Source organism: Lysobacter sp. 22409, assembly GCF_052045105.1.
Lineage (GTDB): Bacteria > Pseudomonadota > Gammaproteobacteria > Xanthomonadales > Xanthomonadaceae > Lysobacter > Lysobacter antibioticus_B.
Window position 1 is genome coordinate 96,077 of the sequence record NZ_JBQEOE010000011.1, and the last position, 20,104, is coordinate 116,180.

A 20,104-nucleotide genomic window follows, 5' to 3' on the forward strand; every position below is an offset into this window, starting at 1 on the left:
TGCGCGGGAACGACGGCCGCCGGTTCTTACGCTTAGATGGGAGGTTCCAAAGCCCGGCATCTCCTGCGCGAACACCCAGCATCTCCGTCGTTGGTCGCAGTGTGCGCCAAGCAAGGTTATCCCGATGGCAAAACGACGCGGCGGCGGGCGTCCCTGCCCGCCGCCGCGCCGCATCGCTCGCTTACTCGCCGCGGTGGGGCGGCAGGTCCGGCGGGTTGCCCGCGGCCTGGGCCACCGGGGTACGCAGGGCCTCGGCCTTCGGCGGATCCGGCACACGCTTCGGCGACGAACCGCCGAGCTGGTACCAGTCGACCTTGCGCGTCACCATCATCAACACCGCCAGGATCAGGAACAGCAGGCCGGCACCCAGCACCAGCGCGTTGTCCTCCGAGATCAGCAGGCCGTACAGGGCACCGTAAAGCGTCGTCAGCATGGCACCGAACCCCAAGGCGCGAACGAGACTGCGCAAGACCGCACTCAGATAGAACACCAGCAGGCCGATGCAAGCCACGCTCGCGGCCAGATAGGCCAGGCCGAAGGCGAAGTGTTCGCTCAGGCTGACCAGCAGCAGGAAGAAGATCGCCAGGGCCAGGCCGACCAGGCCGTACTGGATCGGGTGGATGCGCAGTTGCTTCATCAACTCGAACATGAAGAAACCGACGAAGGTCAGCAGCACGAACAGCAAGCCGTACTTGGTCGCCCGATCGGCCTGCGAGTAGACGTTGACCGGGTCTTTCAGAGTCACCTGGACCGCGTTGATGTCGCCGCCGGGCTTGTTGCCGATTTCGTCGTCGCCGGCCACCGCCACCGTCGGCAGGATCGAACCGGCCAGGTACTGGCGTTGGGCATTGGTCGCCACCGAAGAGACCTGCCACTCGGCGCGGAAGCCCTGGTCGCCGATATCGTCCGAATGCGGCGGGAAGCTGCCGCCGTAGTTCGGGTGCGGCCAGGTGGAGCTGAGGGCGAAGCGGTTGTTCTTGCCCAGGGGCACCAGCGCCAGCGACTCGGTACCGCCCAGGGCGAAGTCGAGGTCGGTCTGCAGGCGCAGCGCGCTGCCCGGCGCCGGCGCCGCCAGACGCGCATGGATGCCGCCGCCGTCGCGCGCGCCGAGGCCGTCCTCGATCGTGGTCTCGGCGCCGTCCAGGCGCAATTTGGGATTACGCAGGCCGCGCACGTCGGCGAAGGCATAGCTCAACCAGGGACGGCCGATCACCCGGCGCCGACCGGATTCGACCTGATCCGCGCTCAGCACCGGATCGGCCGGAATGGTCGCGGCGAAGTCGGCCTTGGCCTTGCCCTTCCATTCGTAGACCCGGACCTTGTGCAGGCCGAGCTGACGCACCTTCGGGGTGATCTCGCCTTCGACGTCGAGCTTGTTCGGGAAGAAGGTCCAGCGACCCTGCTCGCGGCGCTGGACGCGCTTGACCGTGCCGTCGAGATCTTTTTCCGTCTCGATCCAGGAATCTTCGTACGGCACTACCAGGGCCGGCCCCGAGAACGCCTGCGCACCGGCATAGCTGCGCGCAATGCGGGCCACCGCCTGGGCGCGGTACGTCTGTCTCTCATCGATCACGCCGCCGATCATCAGCAGCGGAATCAGTATCGCCAGGGTCATCCCCAGCACCATCAGCATCTTCAACCACACACGCATGTCGTACTCCCTGTCCGCAACGTTGGACGGCAGGTTGCGCCGCCTGTGCGGGGGCGCGATGGCGCACGCGTGTGCTATCGGTGAAGCAATGGTGAAGCGCCGTTCGGGCGCCCTGGCGGGCTCAGCCGCGCACGATCAGGCTGGCGCGGGCGCCGCCCTCTTCGCGGTTGACCAATTCGGTTTCGCCGCCGTGCAAGGACGCCACCTCGGCGACGAAGCACAGGCCCAGGCCGCTGCTGCGGCTGCCGCCGGACGGACGCGGCAACGAATAGAAACGCTCGAACACGCGACTCAAGGCATAGTCGGGAATGCCGGGGCCGCGGTCGCTGATGTCGACGCGCTGGCACTCGCCTTCGCGTTGCAGGCGCAGCACGATCTCGCCGCCGCGCGGCGAGAAATCGGCGGCGTTGTCGATCAGATTGATCAGCGCCTGGCGCAGCAGGAAGGCGTCGCCCCGCACCGGCGGAAGATTCGGCTCCAGGTCGAGCAGCAGCTTGGCGCCGGAACGGTCCAGGCGCTGCGTGCATTGCTCCAACGCCTCGCGCACGATCGCCGCCAGCGCCACCGGCTCGGGCCGCTCCAGGCGCTGGCGATGTTCGACCGCGGCCAGTGCCAGCAATTTGTCGATCATCTGCGCCAGGCGCTCGGCCTGGCCGCGGATGCTGGCGGCGAAACGGGCGCGGTCGGCGTCCGGCATCGGCGCATCGCCGGGCGGCGATTCGAGCAGTTCGGCGCTGCCGCGGATCGCCGCGAGCGGGCTCTTCATCTCGTGGGTCAGGGTGTGCACGTATTGCTCGACGTACTGCTTGCCTTCCAGGCGCGTGCGCATGGTCTCCAGCGCGCGCCCCAGCTCGCCGAATTCGCCGGCCGCGCGCGGCGGCGTGGCGCGATCGCCGGCGGTGACCGCATGCGCATAACGGCGCAGCAGGCCGATCTGGCGCGACAGCCACCACGACACGCCCAGGCCGATCGCCAGCGCCGCGCCCATCAGCACGAAGCCCCAGCGCGTCACCACGGTCTGGCTGCGGGCGATGAAGGGGGCGATGGCGCTGTTCGGCTTGGCCACCGTCAACGAGCCGATGACCTGGCCGTTGTCGGCGCGGATCGGCGCGGCCACGTGCATGATCGTGGTTTCCGGGTGACCGGGGTCGGTCGCGCTGGAACGCGCGCCGTAGCGCCCGCGCAGGGTCAGATAAACGTCGTTCCAGCGCGAGTAGTCCTGGCCGACGTCCTGGCCGCTGCTGTCGAACACGACGATGCCGCGCGCATCGGTGATGTAGACGCGGTAGTTCGCCGCGCGCTTGCGGAAGCCCCAGATCGCCGCGCCGACGTCGCGCTGGCCGAGCGCGCGCACGCGCTTGGCGAAATCGCCCTGGTTGATGCGGCCGGCGACGAAATCGTCGGTGGCCAGCTCGGCCAGCACGTTGGCGGTATCGACCAGGGTGTCTTCCATGGCCTGGCGCACGCCCGGCTTGACCTCGGCGACGAACACCCGCGCCAGCAGCAACGCGGCCACCGCCACGATCAGGAAATACCCCAGGAAGATCCGCAGGCCGATCCGCATCGGGGCGCCCGCTTACGAGGCTTCTAGCGAATAGCCCAGGCCGCGATGGGTGCGGATGGGGTCGCGGTCGGCGGCGACGTCGCGCAGCTTGGCGCGCAAGGTCTTGATGTGGGTGTCGACGGTGCGGTCGCCGCTGTCGAGGGCGTCGCCCCAGACCCGGTCCATCAGCTGCGCGCGCGACAACACCGCGCCGGGGCGCTGCAACAGAGCGGCGAGCAGGCCGTATTCGTAGCGGGTCAGGTCCAGGGCCTGGCCGCGGTAACGGATGCGCTTGCCCTCCAGGTCGTGCACGAAACCGTCCTCGACCGCCGCGGTCTCGGCCGCGCCGCCGCGCGCGCGCCGCAGCACCACGCGCACGCGCGTGGCCAGCTCGCGCGGCGAGAACGGCTTGGTGACATAGTCGTCGGCGCCGATCTCCAGGCCGAGGATGCGGTCGGCCTCGGCGTTCTGCGCGGTCAGGAAGATCACCGGCAGATCGCGCCCACGGCGCAGCTCGCGGCACAGGGCGAAGCCGCCGATGTCGGGCAGGCCGATGTCGAGCACGGCCAGGTCGAAGGCCACGCGCGCGGCCTCGCGCAGGGCTTCGCCGCCGGTCAGGCAGTGCACCGCCTCGAAACCTTCGGCGCGCAAGGCATAGAGCACGGTGTCGGCAATGGCGGATTCGTCTTCGACGAGCAGGATGCGCATAGGACCGGGAATCGGGAGTCGGAATTAGGGAGTCGGTAACGCAGTTATGCCGCCCATGATGCCTTGCCGGGCCTCCGGCTGCCGCCCCCGGAAAACGCCGCGACGGCTATGGCCCCATAATGCCCCCCGGCGTCATGCCCGTCGCTGCCACGCCACTGGGTCCCCAATGCCGGCGCGTCTTCTCTCCGAATCCCCTCTCCCGAATCCCGAATCACGGCCTCAATGAACTATCGCCACGCCTTCCATGCCGGCAATCACGCCGATGTGCTCAAGCACGTCGCCCTGCTGGCCCTGTGCGATGCCCTGACCGTCAAGCCCGCACCGCTGTTCGCCCTGGATACCCATGCCGGGCGCGGCCTGTATCCGCTCGACGGCAATTCGGCGCTGCGTACCGGCGAAGCCGAGGGCGGCATCGGCCGGTTGCTGGCCGAGGCGCCGAAACAGGCCGCCATTACCCGTTACCTGGCCGCGGTGCGCGCCTGCCGCAACGAGCACGGCCCCTCGGCCTATCCCGGCTCGCCCTGGCTGCTTGCGCATGCCTTGCGCGAGGACGACCGCATCGCCGCCTGCGAGTTGCAGCCGGAAGAGGCGAGCCAGTTGGAGCACCACTTCAAGGCCGATCCACGCATCGCGGTGCACGCGCGCGACGGCTACGCGGCGATGAAGGCCATGTTGCCTCCGAAGATCGGCGCGACCCGCTACAACCGCGGCCTGGTCCTGATCGACCCGCCCTACGAGGCCCAGCTCGAAGAATTCGACACCGCCCTCGGCGCGCTGCGCGACGCCCTCGCCCGCTGGCCGCAGGGCTGTTACGTGCTGTGGTACCCGATCAAGCGCCGCCGCGCCCTGCAGCCGTTCTACCGCCGCGCCGCGACCTTGCCGGCCAAGTCGATCCTGACCGCCGAGCTGCTGGTGCGCGCCGACGATTCGCCGCTGCGCATGAACGGCAGCGGCCTGCTGCTGCTCAATCCGCCGTGGCAGTTCGACCAGACACTGCAGGCCGCACTGTCGGTGCTGGCACGCACGCTGGCCGAAACGGCGGACGCATCGGCGGCGGTGACCTGGCTCAAGCAAGCCGACTGAGGCACCTCGAAGCAACGCGCAAGCTCCCTGCAATACCTCGCTGCAATGCAGCGAGACGCCGAGGCGCGCTGGCTTTCGATGACCACCTGCGATTGCATTCGCCGCATCGCCGCCCGCCGAGCGCGGGCGGCGAACGCTGGCCGGCAAGCGCCGAAACTTCGGTAAAACCCGGCCGAATCGACGGCGGCGTCGTTCGCCGTCGTGCCCGCCTGGCCGCGATTGGCCGCTTGCGACGCGCCTGGATCCCGGCGTATCACTCCCGGGCCCACTGAAGGGCGAAAGGAGAGGGAGTTCGAATGTCCAGGAAGAAGATTTCGTTCCTTGCGATCTGCGCGTTCGCGTTCGGCATCGGCATGGCGTCGAGCGCCGGCGCCGCCGGCTGCAACAACACCTGCCGGCTCGGCTGCGAGACCGCACTGACCAACTGCGAGAACAACGGCGGCACCCAGTGCTACGTGACCTACTCGCAGTGCTATCGCCGCTGCGGCTGCATCCTGCCCTGATCGATCGCGATCGCGGCACGACCGGGGAGAGCCCGCTCTCTCCGGTCTTCGGCCTTACCCAGCGGCCTGGGCAGCCATCGCCCGAGCGAGCCGCGGGAGCTCAGCCCACACCGTTCGGCCCGGCGCCGGCACGCGGCCGGCGCATATCGACCAGGTCCAAGCCCAGGGCGATACCGTTGCGTTGTTCGCGCACCGCCTGGAAGCCATGGCGGGCGTAGAAGGCGCGACTGTGCTGGGTGGTCTCGAGTACGGTCGCGGCGAACGCCGGGTCGGCATCGATGCGGCGCAGGCGCTCCAGCAACAGGCGCTCGCCGAGCCCGCGCCGGTGCAGGTCGCGGCGGACCATGCCCCAGAACAGCACCGCGATGCTGGCGTCCTCGTCGGTGGCCGCATAACCGCCGCAGGCGACGATGCCCTCGCCTTCGAGTTCGATCACCCAATAACCAACGATCCCATCGTCGACCTCGTCGAGGGTCTCGATGAATTCATCGCGTTCGACCGCGGCGAAATACTCCGGCATGTTGCCGTCGAACAAGGCCAGGCAGGCGGCGCGATCCTCGACCCGATAGCGGCGCAGGCCGGGCGCGCTCAATAGCAGTCCCAGTGATAGGAGACGCGGCTGAAATCGGCGCGGGCGAGGTCGTCGGGGTCGATGAAGAAGTTGGCGATGCCCGAATCGCCCCACATCAGCGCGTCGTCGCTGTCGAGCTGGAACAGCAGCACGCGCCGGTCCGAGGATTCTCGCGGGTCGCTCTGGGTGAAGTCGGGATAGCCGCCGAGCTTGTGGCCGGAACGCGACAGATACTCGCTGAGCGCATCCTGCAGCTCTTCCTCGGTCGCGTCGGGATGCTCGCCGCGATAACGCTCGATCAACGGCTCGACCCCGCCTTCCAGCGCCTGCTCGAAATGCGCGTCGTTGGCGCCGATGGTCTCGTGGTCGGCGGTGAAGCGCATGCGCTGCGGTTTAGCCGGGTCGAACGGCAGCGAATCGGCCCCGGCCGTCGCGTTCGGCGGCGCGATCGCCGCGGCCGACAGTTCCGGCCAATAGATCACGCGGAAGCCGGTCTGCTTGGCAAGCGCGCCCATGCGGCCCTGGCCATGGGCGTCGTCGAGCGCAGCGCCGTAGTAATCGTCGCCGGAGATGAAGAACTGCAACATGCCGCGCTCGGGGTAGCCGGGCATCTTCGGCACTTCGGCCAGATTGACCTGGGCCAGCAGGAACAAGGGCTGGCCCTTGCCGTCGCGCGGATAGTCGCGCCCGGCCGCCCAATAGGCCCGGCCGCCGATCTTGCTGACGCCGGTATCGTCGCGCGCCAAGGCGCTCAACTCGATCCGCGCCACCGGCCGTTGCGTCTTGCGCAGGACCTCGTCGGCCGGCGCGAGCACCGCCTTGGCCTGGGCGTCGTCGTCGGCCTTGGCGCAACCCGGCGCTTCCGCGCCGCTGTCCGGCAGGCCGGCGTCGGCCCTGGCCTGCGCCGCGCTCTTCTCGACCTGGCCTTCGATATTGCGATACACCGCGTAACCCACGCCGGCGGTCGCGGCGATGCCGGCGATCACGATCGCCATCGACAACAGAACCGCGGTTCCCGTCTTCATCGCCTGCCTGCCGTCCCTAGACTGCCTCGCCTGCGCAGAGTATCGCCGAGAACGGCCACGGCGAAGATCGCGGCCAAGAAAAAGCCGGAAGCGCGAACGCTTCCGGCTTGATCGTGATCGTCCCGGCACGGCCTCGTGCGGTTGCCGCCGGCTCAGTCGCCGGACTTCGAATCCGGCTCGAAGAAGCTCCAGCGCACTTCCGGGAAGGCCTGCTTCATCGCCCGCTCGACCGTGTTGATCTGGTCGGTCAGGGCCGCCACGCTCTGCTCTTCGCGCATCTGCGCCTGCACCGAAACCATCACCTCGTTGCCGAGCTGCAAGGTGATCAGGCTGATCACGCGGGCGATTTCCGGGCGGCCGTCGAGGAACTCGCGGATCTGCTGTTGGCGCTGCGGATCGACGCTCTGGCCGATCAACATCGCCTTGACCTCGATCGCCACGAACACCGCGACGATGATCAACAACGCGCCGATGCAGATGGTACCGATGGCGTCCCAGATCGGGTTGCCGGTCGCCACCGCGAGCAGCACCGCGCCGAGCGCCACCACCAGACCGAGCAACGCCGCCAGGTCTTCGCCGAAGATCACCACCAGTTCGGCCTGACGGCTCTCGCGGAACCACTGCCACAACGAACGTTGGCCGCGGGCCTTGGCGACTTCCTGCAGGCAGGCTCGCATCGATACCGCCTCGGCGACGATGCCGAAGGTCAGCACGCCGGCCGCCCACCACCACTGCTTGAGCGGTTCGGGGTGCTGCAGTTTGTGGATGCCCTCGTACAGCGAGAACATGCCGCCGACGGTGAACAACATCACCGCGACCAGGAACGACCAGAAATAGATGGCCTTGCCGTAGCCGAGCGGATAGTCCGGCGACGGCGGCCGCTTGGATTGCTTCAGGCCCAGGATCAGCAGGCCCTGGTTGCCGCAGTCGGCCAGGGAGTGCACGGTTTCGGCCAGCATGGCGCTGGAACCGGTGAAGTACGCCGCCACGCCCTTGGATACCGCGATGGCGAAATTGGCACCAAGTGCGAACAGAATTGCGCGGGTCGAATCGCCACCACCGGCCATGACAACGTTGCTCCTTGAGGTTCAGCGGCGAAGTCTAACATTGCCGATTAAGGCCGATGCGAGGCCGCAACCGGCTCATCGAAGCCGCTGCGCCGCGGTTCGGGCCGGCCTCGTCGCCCTCGGCCCGCGCCTGCGGCGGGACGGGGCGCGGTCTCCCCGCCTTCGCGGGGAAGCCGCTCCAACGCGCGACCCTGGCGGTCGCGCGGCCAAGAATCAGAACCGGCCCGGGGTTCAGAACCGGTAGGTCACCGTGCCGGTGACGTTGCGGCCGTTGCCGGCGAAGCAGTCGCCGAATGCCCGGCACGGTGCGTAGTACTGCTTGTCGGCCAGGTTGGTGAGGTTGAGCGTGAACGACCACTGCGGCAGGTCGAAGGAGACCAGCGCATCGGCCAGGGTGTAGCCCGGCGTGCGCAGGCTGCCGTTGCCGCCGATCGACAGGGTCGAGCCGACGTGGCGCACGCCGGCGCCCAGGCGGATGCGGCCGCTGTCGCCCCAGTCGAACTGCTTCACGCCCCAGACCGAAGCGAGTTCCTTCGGCACGTCGGCGAGCTGGCGGTCGATCTCGGGGGCGAAGTTGCTGCGCGTCACTTCGGCTTCGTTATAGCTGTAACTCGCGGTGACGTAGAAATCGTTGCCCAGGGTGTGACTGGCCTCGAGCTCGACGCCCTTGGAACCGACCTCGCCGGTCTGCACCGAGTTGAGCACGTTCTGCGGGTCGTTGGTCTGGCGGTTCTTTTCGCGGATGTCGTACACCGCCAGGGTCACCAGGGTCTGCTCGCGCGGCTGCCATTTCACGCCCATCTCGTATTGGCGCCCTTCCTGCGGCTTGAACGGCTGGCTGAAGAAATCCAGGCTGCCGATCGGCAGGAACGACTCGCTGTAGCTCAAGTACGGCGAGAAGCCGCGGCCGGCATCGACGATCGCGCCGGCGCGGTAGCTGGTGGCGTAATCCTCGATGCGCGGCTGATCGCCGACCTGGGTGCGGGCACGGTCGCGGCGCGCGCCGAGCACGGCCGTGACGCGTTCGCCCCAGCGGATCTGGTCCTGCACGTAGACGCCGACCTGGGTCTGGTCCTGACGCGGCTGCGGCGCAAGTCCGGGCAGCACGTAGTTCCCGTAGACCGGCGCATAGGCGTCGATCGGCGTGGTCGCACCGAAGCCGGTCATCGCGGTCTGGCGGAAGCGCAGGTAGTCGACGCCGGCGAGCACGGTATGGCGAAAAGCGCCGGTGGCGAAATCGACCTGGACGTTGTTGTCGACCGTCAGCGTGTCGATACGCGGATTGCTGATGTAGGCCGAGCGCGGCAGCACCCGTCCTTCCGCGTCGATGAAGGGATTGGCCGGATTGGAGTAGACGTCCGGATAGATCTCGGTGAAGTCGGTGCGCGACTTGGCGTAGCGCAGGCTGCTGTTGAAGCGCAGCGCATCGGAGAAGGCGTGCTCGAGCAACACGGTGGCACGGGCCTGGCGGCTGTCGAGGCGATCGGCATCGGGCTCGCCGAGCAGGCGATGGTTCGGCAGGCGCCGGCCCGGCGCCGCGCGCAAGGTCGCGACCACCGGCAGGAACTGTTGGCTCGATCCGCTCTCGTCCTTCTGCAGCAGGCCAAGGAAGGTCAGCTGGGTCGCGTCGGAAATGCGCCAGGTCAAGGAAGGCGCCAGCACCAGGCGGTCGTCGGGCATGCGGTCGGTCTGTTGCTGCGCGTCGCGCGCCACGCCGACGATGCGGCCGGCGACGGTGCCGGCCTCGTTGAGCGGGCCGGCCAGGTCGAACTGCAACTGCCTGCGCTGGTGGGTGCCGTAGCTCAGGCCGATTTCGCCGGCGCTCTGGAACTGCGGGCGCTTGCTGACGAGGTTGAGGACGCCGCCGGAACCGCCGGCACCGTACAGCATCGACGAGGGCCCGCGCAGCAGCTCGGCGCGTTCCATCGTGTAGACCTCCGGACGCGGCACCAGGCTGGAGCCGATCTGCCGGGTCATGCCGTCGAGGAAGGACACCGGCGAGAAGCCGCGCACCAGCGAGCCGTCGCTGCGCGTGTCCAGGCCGTAGGCCTCGCTGTAGGCGCCGGCGGAATAGCGCAGCGTCTCCTGCAGGTTCTGCACGCCGCGGTCGGCGGCCTGTTCGGCGGTGATCACGCTGATCGCCTGCGGGGTTTCGATCAGGCGCGTATCGGTCTTGGTCGCAGTGGTGGCGCGGTCGGCGACCACGACCACCGAGTCCAGGCGCTTGGCCTCGCGCTCGGCGTCGTCGGCGAAGGCCGTGCCCGCGGTCAGTGTGGTCAGCGCGACCAGCAGCCCCCGGGCGAGACGGTGCGGACGAGGCGGAAGCGGGCGCGGCGAATGCGAAAACGTCATCAGAGGTAGTCCGAAGCTGGGCGAAGGGATCGGCGGCGCCCCGGCCGCCTGCGCATAGGCGCTACACGGCCGCGGACACGGGCGAGGCATCGTCCGGTCGGGGGCGGCGGCAGGAGGGCATCTGGCTGAGCCCGGCGGCATGAAACGGCGCGGGCGTCTGGCTGGCCTCAGGGGCGGTTGTCAGGCCGGCGAGTCGGCGGCATGATGCGAGCAATTCTCATTTCATGCATGGACTGCGTCAAGAAAAAGTAACCTCAGGCACATTGTCGCGAGGGCCCCGCCTTTCGCCTCTCGACCGTGGAATTGCGGGCCAGGGCATGCCGCCGGTCGGACCGGCGTCTACCTAGCCTAAAGATGAAGGGCGAAGTCCGTCACAATGTGCCAATATCCGACCATGGCCACGCGTGAACGTTTGCCGCCCTGGCATGAACGCCAGCGTCTTCCCAACGGACGCGAAGTACTGATTCGTCCGGTGCGTCCGGAAGATGCCGAGCCCTTGCGAGCGGGCTTTACCCTGCTGCAACCCGACGAGGTGCGGCAGCGATTCCTCTACGCGCTGAAAGAACTCACGCCGGAAATGGCCGAGCGCTTCACTCGGATCGATCCGCGCACCGAGTTCGCCCTGGTTGCGGCCGAACCCTTGCCTCCCGGCGAAGCTCTGGTCGGCGCGGTCGCCCGCGTCGCCATCGACGAGCGCAGCCACGACGCCGAGTTCGCGATCCTGGTCAGCCGTTACATCGCCAACATGGGCCTGGGCCGCTATCTGATGACGCGCCTGGTCAAATGGGCGCGCGGCAAGAAGGTGCATCGCCTGTACGGCGAGGTGTTCGAGCACAACACCCCGATGCTGTCGCTGGCGCAGTCGCTCGGCTTCGAGCGCGAGTTCCAGCAGGATTCGCCGGGCCTGATCCGGGTGGTGCTGGATCTGCGCTCGAAGGCCGCACGCGCGGCCGAGCAGCAGGCCGGCGTACGCAAGATCGGCGACAACCCGACCGACGACAGCAACGAACCCTGAGCGCCATAGGGCTGTCCGACCACACCGCCGGCGTCGTGCGCCCGGCGCGCCATTTCGTCGTCCCGGCGATCGTCCGCGCCTGCGGCGGTCGATTCGTTCGCCGCACGGGCCCTGATCGCATACCAGGCTGAGCCAACGGCCGGAAACGGCACAACCCTCGATAGCGGCAACCGCAGCCGCGCCTGCGGCTGACCGCATCGTCTCGCTCGTCATCCACTCGGCCGACGCAAACCCCGCGCAGCGACACCGATCGCGCAGAAAAACAAGCTCGCACAGATCGCCGGCGCAAAGCGCGCAACTGCGCGCCCGGTAGCCGCGGCCGATCCACTAAACTAGCCGACTCCATGAAATCATCTCCCTCTCCCGTGTCCCTGCTGCCCAAGATCGGCCAGCAGCGCGCCTGGTGGCGTGCGCCGGCCTCGCCTTCCGCCCTGGCCTGGGCGATCGCCCGCGCCGCCGCCGAACACGACGGCCCCCTGCTCGCGATCGCGCGCGATAACCACGGCGCGCACCAGCTCGAATCCGATCTGCGCACCCTGCTCGGCCGCGACGGCGCCGGCGACGGCGCTATGCCGGTACTGCCGTTCCCGGACTGGGAAACCCTGCCCTACGATCTGTTCAGTCCGCACCCGGACATCGTCTCGCAGCGTCTGGCGGCCTTGCATCGCCTGCCGACGCTCAAGCGCGGCATCGTCGTGGTGCCGGTGCAGACGCTGTTGCAACGGCTCGCACCGCTGCGCCACGTGGTCGGCGGCAGCTTCGACGTCGCGGTCGGCCAACGCCTCGACCTGGACGCGGAAAAGCGCCGGCTCGAATCGGCCGGTTACCGGCACGTGCCGCAAGTATTGGACCCGGGCGATTTCGCCGTGCGCGGCGGCCTACTCGACGTCTATCCGATGGGCGCCGACTCGCCGTTCCGGGTCGAGTTGCTCGACGACGAGATCGAGACCATCCGCGCTTTCGATCCCGAGTCGCAACGCTCGCTCGACAAGATCGATGCGGTGCGGCTGTTGCCGGGCCGCGAAGTGCCGCTCGACGATGCCTCGCTCAAGCGCGCGCTCGATGCGCTGCGCGAACGTTTCGACCTCGACACCCGGCGCAGCGCGCTGTACCAGGATCTCAAGTCGGGCATCGCGCCCTCGGGCATCGAGTACTACCTGCCGTTGTTCTTCGAGCAGACCGCGACCCTGTTCGACTACCTCGACGAACGCGTGCTGCCGGTGATCGCCGACGGCGCGCTCGACGCCGCCGACGCGTTCTGGGCCCAGACCGGCGAACGCTACGAGCAGCGCCGGCACGATCTCGAACGCCCGCTGCTGCCGCCCGACACGCTCTACCTGACCCCGGTCGGCCTGCGCGAAAAGCTCAATGAAGGCCCGCGCATCGAGTTGTGCGGCGAACAGCATCCGCAACGCGCCAAGGCGCTCGCGCTCGGCGAACAGCCGGCGCCGACCCTGCCGGTCGCGGCGCGCGACGCCGCTCCCGCCGAAGCGCTGAAGTCGTTCCTGGCCAGCTATCCCGGCCGCGTGCTGATCGCCTCCGACACCGCCGGCCGCCGCGAGGCCCTGCTCGAAGTGTTGCAGGCCGCGGGCTTGAAGCCGGACGTGGTCGCCGACTGGAACGCGTTCGCCAACGGCGCCTCGCCGAGCCGCTTCGCCATCGCGGTGGCACCGTTCGACGACGGTTTCGCCGTGGTCGAGCCGCCGCTGGCGATCCTGACCGAACGCCAGCTGTTTCCCGAACGCGCCGCGCAGCCGCGCCGGCGCAAGCGCGTCGGCCGCGAACCCGAAGCGATCATCCGCGACCTCGGCGAGTTGTCCGAAGCCGCGCCGATCGTGCACGAGGACCACGGCGTCGGCCGTTACCGCGGCCTGATCGTGCTCGAAGCCGGCGGCCAGCCCGGCGAATACCTCGAAATCGAATACGCCAAGGGCGACCGGTTGTACGTGCCGGTCGCGCAACTGCACCTGATCAGCCGCTACTCCGGCGCCTCGGTCGAAACCGCGCCGCTGCACTCGCTCGGCGGCGAGCAATGGACCAAGGCCAAGCGCAAGGCCGCCGAGAAAGTCCGCGACGTCGCCGCCGAACTGCTCGAGATCCAGGCCAAGCGCCAGGCCCGCGCCGGCCTCGCGCTCGATGTCGACCGCTCGATGTACGAGCCATTCGCGGCCGGCTTCCCGTTCGAGGAAACCCCGGACCAGCATTCGGCGATCGAGGCGGTGATCCGCGACCTCAGCAGCAGCCAGCCGATGGACCGCGTGGTCTGCGGCGACGTCGGCTTCGGCAAGACCGAAGTCGCGGTGCGCGCGGCCTTCGTCGCCGCGACCGCCGGCAAGCAGGTCGCGGTGCTGGTGCCGACCACCCTGCTCGCCGAGCAGCACTACCGCACCATGCGCGACCGCTTCGCCGATTGGCCGTTGAAGGTCGAAGTGTTGTCGCGCTTCAAGAGCACCAAGGAGATCAAGGCCGAGCTGGAGAAAGTCAGCGAGGGCAAGATCGACGTCGTGGTCGGCACCCATCGCCTGCTGCAGCCCGACGTGCGCTTCAAGGACCTCGGCGTGGTCATCGTCGACGAAGAGCAGCGTTTCGGCGTACGCCAGAAAGAAGCGCTGAAGGCGCTGCGCGCCAACGTGCATCTGCTGACCCTGACCGCCACGCCGATTCCGCGCACCCTCAACATGGCCATGGCCGGGCTGCGCGACCTGAGCATCATCGCGACCCCGCCGGCGCATCGCCTGGCCGTGCAGACCTTCGTCGTGCCCTGGGACGACATGCAGCTGCGCGAGGCGTTCCAGCGCGAACTCGCGCGCGGCGGCCAGGTGTATTTCCTGCACAACGACGTCGAGAGCATCGGCCGCATGAAGCGCCAGCTGGAAGAACTGGTGCCGGAGGCGCGCATCGGCGTCGCCCACGGCCAGATGGCCGAGCGCGAACTCGAAAGCGTGATGCTCGACTTCCACAAGCAGCGCTTCAACGTCCTGCTGTGCACTACCATCATCGAGTCGGGCATCGACATCCCGAACGCCAACACCATCATCATGAACCGCGCCGACAAGTTCGGCCTGGCGCAGTTGCACCAGTTGCGCGGCCGGGTCGGCCGTTCGCATCACCGCGCCTACGCTTACCTGGTGATTCCCGACAAGCGTTCGATCACCCCGGATGCGCAGAAGCGTTTGGAAGCGATCGCCTCGATGGACGAGCTCGGCGCAGGCTTCACCTTGGCCACCCACGACCTGGAAATCCGCGGCGCCGGCGAATTGCTCGGCGAGGACCAGAGCGGGCAGATGGCCGAGGTCGGCTTCAGCCTGTACACCGAACTGCTCGAACGCGCCGTGCGCTCGATCCGCCAGGGCAAGCTGCCCGACGTCGACTCGACCGATGCGCGCGGCGCCGAAGTCGAGCTGCATATCCCGGCCTTGATCCCGGACGACTACCTGCCCGACGTGCACACCCGCCTGACCCTGTACAAGCGCGTCAGCGGCGCACGCAGCGACGAGGAACTGCGCGAGTTGCAGGTCGAGATGATCGACCGCTTCGGCCTGCTGCCGGATGCGGCCAAGCATTTGTTCGCGGTCGCCGAACTCAAGCTGGTCGCGACCGACCTCGGCATCCGCAAACTCGACCTCGGCGAAAAGGGCGGCCGCCTGCAGTTCGTCGAGCGCCCGAACGTCGACCCGATGTCGATCATCAAGCTGATCCAGGGGCAGCCGAAGCTGTACCAGATGGACGGCCCGGACAAACTCAAACTCAAGCTGGACCTGCCGGATGCGCCGGCGCGCCTGGCGGCGGCGAAGGGTTTGTTGATGCTGCTCGACAAGAAGCACTGAGCGGGCGTGGGCTCCGCCTGGAAGATGGCTCTCCGCCGGTTTTTGGGAGAGCCGCAGGCTAAAGCAAATCCCCCCTAGCCCCCCTTTGCAAAGGGGGGAACTGCTTCTCGTGTTTCTGGAAGAGCCGCTTCCTTCGTTGGCCTGTCGAAGCGCCAAGGCGCCTGCCGAGCAGCGAAGCTTGCCGATAGCACCCAAAACGCCACATCACTGCATCCTTACCCGTCGAGTTCCCCCTTTGCAGAGGGGGCCAGAGGGGATTTGCTTTGGCCTTAGCTCTTCCAAGCAAACACAGCGAGAACACCTCCAGCGCCCAACCCGCGCCAGTACAAAAGACACTCCCGCAACACCCGCGCGCCTCTTACGCTCCGCCTACCCTCCAGGCCCGAGCATCCCATGCCCCGCCTCCCGCTTCTGCTCGCCCCGCTTCTGCTCGTCCTCGCCACTCCAGCCGCTGCGGCACCGCCGCTGAAGACGCAACTGACGCAGCGCAGCGTGCTCAACCTAGCCGCGGCCAAGCGAATCGCCGCGGCGGCCGAGGACAAGGCGCGCGCCGACGGCCTCAACGTCGCCATCGCGATCGTCGACGAGGCCGGCCGCCTGCTGCATTTCCAGCGCATGGACGGCAGCCCGAACTCCAGCGTCGAAGTCGCCATCGGCAAGGCCGTGCACGCGGCCAACTATCGCCGCGACACCGCGTTCCATCAGAAACTGCTCGGCGACGGCAACATGGTCGTGCTCGGCCTGCCCGGCATCACTCCGATCGAAGGCGGCGTACGCTTGCTGCTCGGCGAACAGGTCATCGGCGGCATCGGCGTATCCGGCGCGCAAGCGGCGCAGGACGGCGCGATCGCCCAGGCCGGCGCCGACCTGCTCCGCGATTGAATCCCAGCGAGGACACGCCATGCGCCCGATCACCTGCACCGCCGCCCTCGCCCTGAGCCTCGCGCTCGGCGGCTGCGCCACCCGTCCGACCGAAGCCGAAGCGCCGCTCACCTATGTGATCGTGCGTCACGCCGAGAAGAGTACCGACGATCCGCGCGACCCCTCGCTCAACGAAGCCGGACAGGCGCGCGCCGAACGCCTCGCCGCTTCATTGGCGCAAGCGCCGATGCGCGCGGTCTATGCCACCGAGTACCGCCGCACCCGACAGACCGGCGAACCGACCGCGCGCGCGCACGGGCTCACGATGACGCGATACGACGCCAAACAGGCCGCGGCCGAGTTCGCCGCGACCCTGCGCCGCGATCATCGCGACGGCACGGTGCTGGTGGTCGGCCACAGCAACACCGCACCCGCGATCGCCGCCGCCTTGTGCGCCTGCGACGTCGCGCCGATGCCGGAAACCGAATTCGACCGCCGCATGGTCGTGCGCATCGACGCGCAGGGACGGGCGAGCTTCGAGCAAACCCGGGATCGGTGACGCCGCTCGCTTGGGCGCCCGCCCGCGGCGGCCTAGACTGGCTCGACCGCGGTTCCGCCGGACCGCCCTGTGATTCAACGGAGTCGCCGATGCGTCCCTCGCTCCCCGCCGCCCCGCTCGCCGCCGCGCTGTTGAGCGGCGTACTCGCCCTGACCGCCTGCGCCCATGCCGGCCAGAACGCCCCTTCATCGAAGACCGCAACGCCTGGCCAGGCCTTCAGCCTGGCGCGCGGCGAGTCGGCCAGCCTGCCCGACCGTTCGCAGTTGCGCTTCGTCGCGATCAGCGCCGACTCGCGTTGCCCGCCGAAGGTGCAATGCGTCTGGGCCGGCGATGCCGTGCTGGAGTTCGAGTGGACCGGCGCCGACGGCGCGAAGTCGGCGCTCAGCTTCAACACCGTCAGCGATGCGCGCAAAAGCGCCGGCGGCTGGCGCATCGAGGTGCAGGGCCTGGATTTCGCCGAACCGCCGAATGCGACGCTCAAGGTCGACGCCGAATGACCGCAAGGCGCGCTGAGGCGAGCGCGATTCCCAGCCTCTTTCGTGCAACACCGAGTTTCAGTGCCGTGCGCCTGATTGCATAAAAGACATGCGAACCTGCCGGCATACCCCTGCAGGAGTCCGTGCCATGACCACGATCGTCGCCCCGCGCGTCCACGACCTGGGCGGGTTCGAAGTCCGCCGCGCCGTGCCGAGCATCCAGGCGCGGTCGGTCGGCCCCTTCGTGTTCGTCGACCACATCGGCCCGGCCGTGTTCGAGCCCGGCCAGGGCATCGACGTGCGCCCGCACCCGCATATCGGCCTGGCCACGGTGACTTTTCTCTGGGCCGGCTCGATCGGCCATCGCGACACCCTGGGCAGCGTCCAGGACATCAACCCGGGCGACGTCAACTGGATGACCGCCGGCCGCGGCATCGCCCATTCCGAACGCACCCCACAGGCGCCGCGCGCCAGCGGCCACCCGCTGCACGGCATGCAGACCTGGGTGGCGCTGCCGCGCTCGTTCGAGGAGACCGCGCCGGCCTTCCACCACCATCCGGCCGCGACCCTGCCGCAGCAGCGCCGCGACGGCGCCTGGCTGCGCATCGTCGCCGGGCGCGGCTTCGGCGAGGAGTCGCCGGTGCGGGTGTTCGCCGACACCCTCTACGTCGCCATCGACCTCGACCCCGGCGCCGAGCTCGACCTCGAGGACAGCCACGCCGAGCGCGCGCTCTACCTGCTCGAAGGCGAGGCCCAGCTCGACGGCGCCGACCTGCCGGCGCGGCACCTGGTCGTGCTCGACCCCGGCACCCGCCCGCGCCTGCGCGCCAAGACCCCGCTCAAGGCCATGCTGCTGGGCGGCGAACCGCTGGATGGGCCGCGCCACCTGTGGTGGAACTTCGTCTCAAGTTCGCGTGAGCGGATCGAACAGGCCAAGCTGGATTGGGCCGAGGGACGATTCGGCGAGATCGCCGGCGAGCACGAATTTATTCCTCTACCTGAACGATGACGTAACGTTTGTCAACGCCTCCGAAGTGGACTATGGTCACAGGGCTGAAAGGCTCCAGCACCGTTTTGACCTAATCGGGTTCCAGGGGGACGATCGTGAAGTCAAGGGTAAAGAGCCAGCACGCATTGCCGTGGCTGGCGTTGGTGTTCGTCGTGTGTGCGTCTGCGCAAGAACCCGCCGCTTCAGGCGCCTGTCCGTTTCTACCGGCCGATTCGGGCCTGCACTGGGAACACCGTGCCGGCGCCGATTCCGACTTCTGTCGCGCACTGCGTGCCGACCAGTCGGAAGCCTTCGGCCTCTACATAGCCTCCAAGTCGCCGTTCGAGCCCAAGCGCAGCGATCGCGCCGAAGCCAGCACGATCGACGGCAAGGCCATGCATTGGTACCGCGGCGAACTCGCCGGCAAGCCCAACATCCAGGTGCGCGAAACCTTGCTCGATATCGGCAACGGCAAGCATGCGCATATCTGGATGCAGGCGACGTCGCCCGAGCAACTGCGGGAGGTCATCGGCCAGACCGAGGGCCTGCGATTTCCCTCGACGCGACTGAGCAGCACTAAATAGCACGTCGCGGGGTCTGTTTTCCGAGCCGATTTGACTGCGGTCGCGGTTTGCTGGCCCCGCGACCGTTTTGTGACGGGTTGCGCATTTTTGAGTTGTCAGCCAGCATGAGAATCGGCCTGGCTGAATGGGGTCGTGGCGTATCGTTCCCTGGCTGAACAGGGCGTTCGTCCGACCCTGGGCCGTATGCAAGCCCATAACTCAAAAGGAAGACGATCATGATCAAGCGACTCGGTGCGGAGTTCATCGGTACGTTCTGGCTGGTGCTCGGCGGTTGCGGCAGCGCCGTGCTCGCAGCGAATTTCGGCGGCGACGGCAACCCGCTCGGCATCGGCCTGCTAGGCGTCTCGCTGGCCTTCGGCCTGACCGTGCTGACCGGCGCCTACGCCCTCGGCCATATTTCCGGCGGCCACTTCAATCCGGCGGTGAGCTTCGGCCTGTGGGCCGGCGGCCGTTTCGCAGCCAAGGATCTGATCCCCTACATCGTCGCGCAGGTGCTCGGCGGCCTGCTCGCCGGTTTCATCCTGTGGCAGATCGCCAGCGGCAGCCCCAGCTTCGTCCACGACCCGAACGCGGCCGGCACCTTCGCCAGCAACGGCTTCGACCTGATGTCGCCGGGCGGCTACTCGATGCACGCCGCCCTGCTGACCGAAGTGATCATGACCGCGATGTTCCTGATCATCATCCTCGGCGCCACCCACAAGAACGCACCGGCCGGCTTCGCCCCAATCGCGATCGGCCTGGGCCTGACCCTGATCCACCTGATCAGCATCCCGGTCACCAACACTTCGGTGAACCCGGCGCGTTCGACCGGCGTGGCCCTGTTCGCCGGCAGCGCCGCGATCAGCCAGCTGTGGCTGTTCTGGGTGGCGCCGATCGTCGGCGGCCTGCTCGGCGGCGCGGTGTACCGCTGGCTCGGCAAGGACTGAGCCGCCCGCTCATGCAGTAACGAAAAGCCGCGTCGAAAGACGCGGCTTTTTCTTTTCGAGGCAATCGTCCGTCGCTGCGATCAGCGTGCGACTTTCTGATTCACCGCCTGCTCGGCGACATCGATCGCGAGCTGCTGCAGTTGCGCGGCCAGGCGGGCATTGCCGGCGCCTTCGGCGGCTTCGAGCATCTGATACGCCGCCTGCAACTGCTTGATGCCGCGCGGCGGCACTTTCTTGAGCTTGCCGCCGACGATGACGAAGCCTCCCGCACCGGCGGCGACACCGGCGGATACGAAGGTAGCGACGATGGTGAATTGCTTGGGATCGATTCTGGTGGCCATGACTGAGCTCCTTGTCGGACGTGC

17 protein-coding genes and 1 pseudogene are annotated in these 20,104 nt (G+C 68.2%); 10 read left to right on the forward strand and 8 right to left on the reverse strand.

Features of this window, described 5'->3' with window-relative positions:
- Nucleotides 1-286 precede the first annotated feature (286 nt).
- The 3 genes and pseudogenes from creD to creB form a co-directional block, all read right to left on the reverse strand.
- A pseudogene (gene creD / locus ACTJJK_RS08085) lies at nucleotides 287-1,651 on the reverse strand (cell envelope integrity protein CreD); the annotation flags it as partial.
- 121 nt (nucleotides 1,652-1,772) lie between these two features.
- A complete protein-coding gene (creC, locus tag ACTJJK_RS08090; protein ID WP_031373321.1) occupies nucleotides 1,773-3,215 on the reverse strand; it encodes a two-component system sensor histidine kinase CreC in 1,443 nt (480 codons plus the stop codon).
- Between the two features lie 12 nt (nucleotides 3,216-3,227).
- Nucleotides 3,228-3,902: a two-component system response regulator CreB gene (gene creB / locus ACTJJK_RS08095; protein WP_031373320.1), complete on the reverse strand. Its 675-nt coding sequence runs from the start codon at nucleotides 3,900-3,902 to the stop codon at nucleotides 3,228-3,230.
- A gap of 222 nt (nucleotides 3,903-4,124) precedes the next feature.
- Here creB and ACTJJK_RS08100 point away from each other — a divergent pair, with 222 nt between their 5' ends.
- Together ACTJJK_RS08100 and ACTJJK_RS08105 are read left to right on the forward strand one after the other, a co-directional pair.
- Nucleotides 4,125-4,985, forward strand: a complete 861-nt coding sequence (locus ACTJJK_RS08100) for a 23S rRNA (adenine(2030)-N(6))-methyltransferase RlmJ (protein WP_036149339.1) — start codon at nucleotides 4,125-4,127, stop codon at nucleotides 4,983-4,985.
- A 296-nt stretch (nucleotides 4,986-5,281) separates the two neighbouring features.
- Entirely contained in the window at nucleotides 5,282-5,488 is a 207-nt protein-coding gene (locus tag ACTJJK_RS08105) for a hypothetical protein (protein ID WP_223621648.1), read from the forward strand.
- 100 nt (nucleotides 5,489-5,588) lie between these two features.
- On the opposite strand, the gene ACTJJK_RS08110 is transcribed toward ACTJJK_RS08105, so the two are convergent.
- The 4 genes from ACTJJK_RS08110 to ACTJJK_RS08125 all read right to left on the reverse strand — a co-directional run bounded on the left by ACTJJK_RS08110 (nucleotide 5,589) and on the right by ACTJJK_RS08125 (nucleotide 10,503).
- On the reverse strand, nucleotides 5,589-6,080 hold the full coding sequence (locus ACTJJK_RS08110; protein WP_223621647.1) for a GNAT family N-acetyltransferase: 492 nt from the start codon (nucleotides 6,078-6,080) through the stop codon (nucleotides 5,589-5,591).
- Nucleotides 6,077-7,084 (reverse strand): YwqG family protein, encoded by a 1,008-nt coding sequence (locus ACTJJK_RS08115; RefSeq protein ID WP_223621646.1) that lies wholly within the window; start codon nucleotides 7,082-7,084, stop codon nucleotides 6,077-6,079. Before ACTJJK_RS08115 ends, ACTJJK_RS08110 begins: the two co-directional genes overlap by 4 nt.
- A gap of 152 nt (nucleotides 7,085-7,236) precedes the next feature.
- Nucleotides 7,237-8,151, reverse strand: a complete 915-nt coding sequence (locus tag ACTJJK_RS08120) for a cation diffusion facilitator family transporter (RefSeq protein ID WP_031373315.1) — start codon at nucleotides 8,149-8,151, stop codon at nucleotides 7,237-7,239.
- Nucleotides 8,152-8,382: 231 nt separating this feature from the next.
- Nucleotides 8,383-10,503, reverse strand: coding sequence for a TonB-dependent siderophore receptor (locus ACTJJK_RS08125; protein ID WP_440729951.1), 2,121 nt, complete (start codon nucleotides 10,501-10,503; stop codon nucleotides 8,383-8,385).
- Between the two features lie 394 nt (nucleotides 10,504-10,897).
- Here ACTJJK_RS08125 and ACTJJK_RS08130 point away from each other — a divergent pair, with 394 nt between their 5' ends.
- The 8 genes from ACTJJK_RS08130 (at nucleotide 10,898) to aqpZ (ending at nucleotide 19,739) form a co-directional block, all read left to right on the forward strand.
- Nucleotides 10,898-11,518 (forward strand): GNAT family N-acetyltransferase, encoded by a 621-nt coding sequence (locus ACTJJK_RS08130; RefSeq protein ID WP_081931166.1) that lies wholly within the window; start codon nucleotides 10,898-10,900, stop codon nucleotides 11,516-11,518.
- Between the two features lie 344 nt (nucleotides 11,519-11,862).
- Nucleotides 11,863-15,345, forward strand: a complete 3,483-nt coding sequence (mfd, locus tag ACTJJK_RS08135) for a transcription-repair coupling factor (RefSeq protein ID WP_440729952.1) — start codon at nucleotides 11,863-11,865, stop codon at nucleotides 15,343-15,345.
- Nucleotides 15,346-15,738: 393 nt separating this feature from the next.
- Nucleotides 15,739-16,227 carry a GlcG/HbpS family heme-binding protein gene (locus ACTJJK_RS08140; protein WP_031373311.1) on the forward strand — a complete coding sequence of 163 codons (489 nt, stop codon included), beginning with the start codon at nucleotides 15,739-15,741 and terminating at the stop codon, nucleotides 16,225-16,227.
- Nucleotides 16,228-16,246: 19 nt separating this feature from the next.
- On the forward strand, nucleotides 16,247-16,765 hold the full coding sequence (locus ACTJJK_RS08145) for a histidine phosphatase family protein (RefSeq protein ID WP_440729953.1): 519 nt from the start codon (nucleotides 16,247-16,249) through the stop codon (nucleotides 16,763-16,765).
- Nucleotides 16,766-16,854: 89 nt separating this feature from the next.
- Nucleotides 16,855-17,262, forward strand: a complete 408-nt coding sequence (locus ACTJJK_RS08150) for a hypothetical protein (RefSeq protein WP_440729954.1) — start codon at nucleotides 16,855-16,857, stop codon at nucleotides 17,260-17,262.
- Nucleotides 17,263-17,389: 127 nt separating this feature from the next.
- Nucleotides 17,390-18,250, forward strand: coding sequence for a pirin family protein (locus ACTJJK_RS08155; RefSeq protein WP_223621640.1), 861 nt, complete (start codon nucleotides 17,390-17,392; stop codon nucleotides 18,248-18,250).
- 95 nt (nucleotides 18,251-18,345) lie between these two features.
- Nucleotides 18,346-18,813 (forward strand): hypothetical protein, encoded by a 468-nt coding sequence (locus tag ACTJJK_RS08160; RefSeq protein WP_152566337.1) that lies wholly within the window; start codon nucleotides 18,346-18,348, stop codon nucleotides 18,811-18,813.
- Nucleotides 18,814-19,028: 215 nt separating this feature from the next.
- Nucleotides 19,029-19,739, forward strand: a complete 711-nt coding sequence (gene aqpZ / locus ACTJJK_RS08165; protein ID WP_031373306.1) for an aquaporin Z — start codon at nucleotides 19,029-19,031, stop codon at nucleotides 19,737-19,739.
- Between the two features lie 80 nt (nucleotides 19,740-19,819).
- Here the strand turns inward: aqpZ and ACTJJK_RS08170 are convergent, their stop codons facing one another.
- Nucleotides 19,820-20,080 carry a hypothetical protein gene (locus ACTJJK_RS08170; protein ID WP_031373305.1) on the reverse strand — a complete coding sequence of 87 codons (261 nt, stop codon included), beginning with the start codon at nucleotides 20,078-20,080 and terminating at the stop codon, nucleotides 19,820-19,822.
- Nucleotides 20,081-20,104 lie beyond the last annotated feature (24 nt).